This window comes from Cryobacterium melibiosiphilum, from assembly GCF_003602235.1.
Lineage (GTDB): Bacteria > Actinomycetota > Actinomycetes > Actinomycetales > Microbacteriaceae > Cryobacterium > Cryobacterium melibiosiphilum.
Window position 1 is genome coordinate 1 of sequence record NZ_QZVS01000013.1, and the last position, 2,646, is coordinate 2,646.

Genomic DNA, 2,646 nt, shown 5'->3' on the forward strand with positions numbered 1-2,646 from the left:
GTGTCGGCGGCCATGACAAGCTGCCCATAGGCGGCCACGAAACTGCCCACTGACGGCCAGGAAAACTGCCCGTTGGTGGCCATGAGATCTGCCCACTTCCTTTTCTAAACCCGGCCGTGTTAAACGGCGGAGCCTCTTCCTGGGGTTTGATTGCGGTGTCTAAGACGCAATTGAACAGCTCAGGAAGAGGCCCACTTATGAAGGTAGACGTAGAAATCATGGAAATACTCGCTGCGTACGATCTGACCAAATCTTTGCGGGGTGCCGCCGAGCTCACGGGCTGCTCCCACCACACCGTCGCCCGCCATGTCGCCGCCCGCGACGCCGGCCAGCCGATCGCTAACCCCGTTAACCGCGGCCGCGTCACCGACCCGTTCATGCCCAAGCTCGAGGAATGGATGGAGGCATCCAACGGCAAGCTCCGCGCCGACGTCGCCCACACCAAACTCCTCGGCCTCGGCTACACGGGCTCTGACCGCTCGACGCGGCGCGCGTTCGCGCAGGTGCGTGCCGCCTACCGCCTCGGCAACACCCGCGTCCACCGCCCTTGGATCTCGGAGCCGGGAATGTGGATTCAGTACGATTTCGGCGACGGACCCATGATGGACGGCAAGAAGACTGTCCTCTATATTGCATGGCTGGCGTGGTCACGGTTCCGGGTCGTGATTGTGATGCGTGACCGGACGGCGCCGAGCGTTTACGCGGCGCTGGATCGCACGTTCCGCATGATCGGCGGCGCGCCGACCTACGTCCTGACCGACAACGAGAAAACCGTCACCGTGTCCCACATCGCCGGCGTCCCGGTGCGCAACGTCGCCACCGTCGACTTCGCCCGCCACTACGGCGTCACGGTCCTGACCTGCCAGCCGGCGGACCCCGCGACCAAGGGCGGCGTCGAGTCCTCCGTGAAGCTGGCCAAGGCCGACATCGTGCCCAAAGACACCAACCTCCGGCCCGAATACGATTCCTTCGTCGACATCGAAACGGCCTGTCAGGAGTTCATGGACCTCGTCAACAACCGTGAGCACCGCGCCACCCGCCGCAAGCCGGCCGTGATGCTTCTGGAGGAAACCCCCCGGTTGCACCGGGTTCCCGACGCCGCCCACACGATCTCCTTCGGCATGTCCCGCCGCGTGCCGGGCAACACCCCGATGGTCACGTTCGAGAACGCTCAGTACTCCGTGCCGGCCTACCTGCTCGGCGCCCGAGTGTTCGTGCGCAGTCATGGCCTCGGCCTGGATGAGCAGGTCATCGTGGTCCACGAGGGCCGCGATGGTCCCGTCGAAGTTGCCCGGCACCACCGTGCTCAGCCCGGCAGTCCCGCCATCAATGATGCTCACTTCCCCGACCACGCCCCCAGAATCCCCGGCGACTACCCAGTGAAAGCGCGAAGCGCGGCCGAGTTGGAGTTCCTCGCGATCGGTGCTGGCGCGCGGACCTGGCTGCTCGAAGCGGCCGCGGTGGGCACGCTGCGAATCACGCAGAAAATGGCCGAAACCGTCGCGTTGGCGAAGATCGCCGGGCAGGCCGACGTCGACCAGGCCCTGGGCACTGCGGCCATCCACGGCCGCTTCGCTCACAAGGACCTCGCCTCCATCCTCAACGCTGCCGGCCTGCGCTCGAGCGTCCACACGGCCAGCGAGACGCAGTCCCTCACCCAAGGGACCCGTGGCTGGGCCGCGATCGGACAGCTGCCGGCCAGCACCGTCGATGACCTGCTGGAGGAAAGCGCATGAGCCCCGTCCCGACCGCCGCGCCCGCGCTGCCCGCCGACCTCGAAGCGTTGATGCGTCAGCTGAAGATGCCCTACGCCAGGGCGTTAGCGCCCGAGCTGCTGATCACGGCGCGCACGCAACGGTGGGAGCCCTCCGAAGTGGTCAAGGCGCTCCTCGTCGAGGAGGTCACCGGCCGGTCCCGGTCGATGCTCGCCACCCGGCGGAAAGCAGCCGGGTTCCCGACCGGGAAGACCTTCGACACCTGGGACCCGGCCGCATCGTCGATCCCGCTGCCCACCCAGCAGGCCCTGCGCACTCTGGAGTGGATCAGTCGGAAGGAGAACGTTGTCGTTTGCGGGCCCTCCGGCACCGGGAAAACGTTCTTCCTCGAGGCCCTCGGCCAGCAAGTCGTCGAGGCCGGCATGCGCGTGGCCTGGTTCCGCCTCGAGGACCTCGGCGCGTTGATGCGCGCCCACCGCTCGGATGACAGCGTCACCCGAGTCGTCTCCCGGATCCTCCGCGCCGACCTGATCGTCATCGACGATATCGGGCTCTTGCCGGTCGGGACGGACGCGGCCGAAGGGCTCTATCGCCTCGTCGACGCGGCCTATGAAAAACGGTCCATCGCCGTCAGCTCGAATTTGCATCCCGCCGGATTCGACGAGCTCATGCCCAAAACCCTCGCCACAGCAACGGTCGACCGGCTACTCCACCACGCTCACGTCTGTCAGACGTCGGGCGAATCGATCCGCCTCACGCAGGCCCTCGCCGGGCAGGGCGTGACGCCGATGAGCTAACGCCGCGCTCAACCATGGCCAACGCCGCCGAACTCCCGGTGGGCAGATCTGTTGGCCATGAATGGGCAGTTTTCCTGGCCACCAGCGGGCATTCTTCGTGGCCGCCAGTGGGCCGTTCTTCATGGCCCTTGACA

2 protein-coding genes are annotated in these 2,646 nt (G+C 66.4%); both read left to right on the forward strand.

From position 1 onward, the window contains the following. Positions 1–197 precede the first annotated feature (197 nt). Entirely contained in the window at positions 198–1,736 is a 1,539-nt protein-coding gene (istA, locus tag D6T64_RS00110; protein WP_119970254.1) for an IS21 family transposase, read from the forward strand. Further along, on the forward strand, positions 1,733–2,512 hold the full coding sequence (istB, locus tag D6T64_RS00115) for an IS21-like element helper ATPase IstB (protein WP_119970256.1): 780 nt from the start codon (positions 1,733–1,735) through the stop codon (positions 2,510–2,512). Before istA ends, istB begins: the two co-directional genes overlap by 4 nt. The last annotated feature ends 134 nt before the right edge of the window (positions 2,513–2,646 follow it).

What these genes read in the sequence shown, in the direction of transcription:
- istA (WP_119970254.1), top strand. Translation starts at nt 198, where the DNA reads ATGAAGGTAGACGTAGAAATCATGGAAATACTCGCTGCGTACGATCTG.
- istB (WP_119970256.1), top strand. Translation starts at nt 1,733, where the DNA reads ATGAGCCCCGTCCCGACCGCCGCGCCCGCGCTGCCCGCCGACCTCGAA.